This is a genomic window from Streptomyces sp. sk2.1 (assembly GCF_008120935.1).
In the GTDB taxonomy this organism is placed as follows: domain Bacteria; phylum Actinomycetota; class Actinomycetes; order Streptomycetales; family Streptomycetaceae; genus Streptomyces.
Genome location: NZ_RDBO01000152.1, coordinates 1 through 718, shown reverse-complemented (window position 1 = coordinate 718; position 718 = coordinate 1). Strand labels below are relative to the sequence as shown.

Below are 718 nucleotides of genomic sequence, written 5' to 3'. Positions count from 1 at the left end.
ACGATCAGCACGGTGTCCTTGCGGAACCGCCTGCGCGGCTGGAGCGCGAGCGAAGGGCCCAGGTGATCGACGATCCGGTCGGCCGCCGACTTCGACACCCCGAACAACGGAGCCAGTTGGCGCAGGGTGAGGTTCGTGCGCCAGTACGCGGCGACCAGCAGGACCCGGTCCTCCAGCGGCAGACTCCAGGGCCGGCCCTTGCGGACCGGGTCGGCACCCTCGCGCCGCAGCGCGGTGACCAGCTTGCCGAACTGCCGCGGGCTCAGCCCGGTGAACGGGACTATCCAGGACGGCTCCGTTGTTCGGGGTGTCGAAGTCGGCGGCCGACCGGATCGTCGATCACCTGGGCCCTTCGCTCGCGCTCCAGCCGCGCAGGCGGTTCCGCAAGGACACCGTGCTGATCGTGGACGGCACCCTGSTGCCCACCCGCGACCACACCGTCGCCGAGCGGTCGAAGAACTACCGGTACTCCACCAACCACCAGGTCGTCATCGACGCGGACACCCGGCTCGTCGTCGCCGTCGGCCGGCCGCTGCCCGGCAACCGCAACGACTGCAAAGCGTGGGAGTTGTCCGGCGCGAAGGACGCCGTCGGCAGGACCACGGTGATCGCGGACGGCGGCTACCGCGGCACCGGCCCGATCATTCCGCACCGCCGCGAACGCGGCCAGACCGAACTCCCGGACTGGAAAGAAGAACACAACGCTTCCCACCGCAAG

Annotated in this window: 1 protein-coding gene and 1 pseudogene; one reads left to right on the top strand and one right to left on the bottom strand. The window is 70.2% G+C overall.

Translation table 11 applies throughout. The features are described from left to right. The coding region (locus EAO76_RS41715) for a transposase family protein (RefSeq protein WP_148841447.1) at positions 1–284 on the bottom strand (284 nt) is incomplete at its 3' end. Between EAO76_RS41715 and EAO76_RS41710 the strand changes: the two are divergent. Continuing rightward, positions 281–718: pseudogene (locus EAO76_RS41710) on the top strand (transposase); the annotation flags it as partial. The gene EAO76_RS41715 and the pseudogene EAO76_RS41710 sit on opposite strands and share 4 nt — an antisense overlap.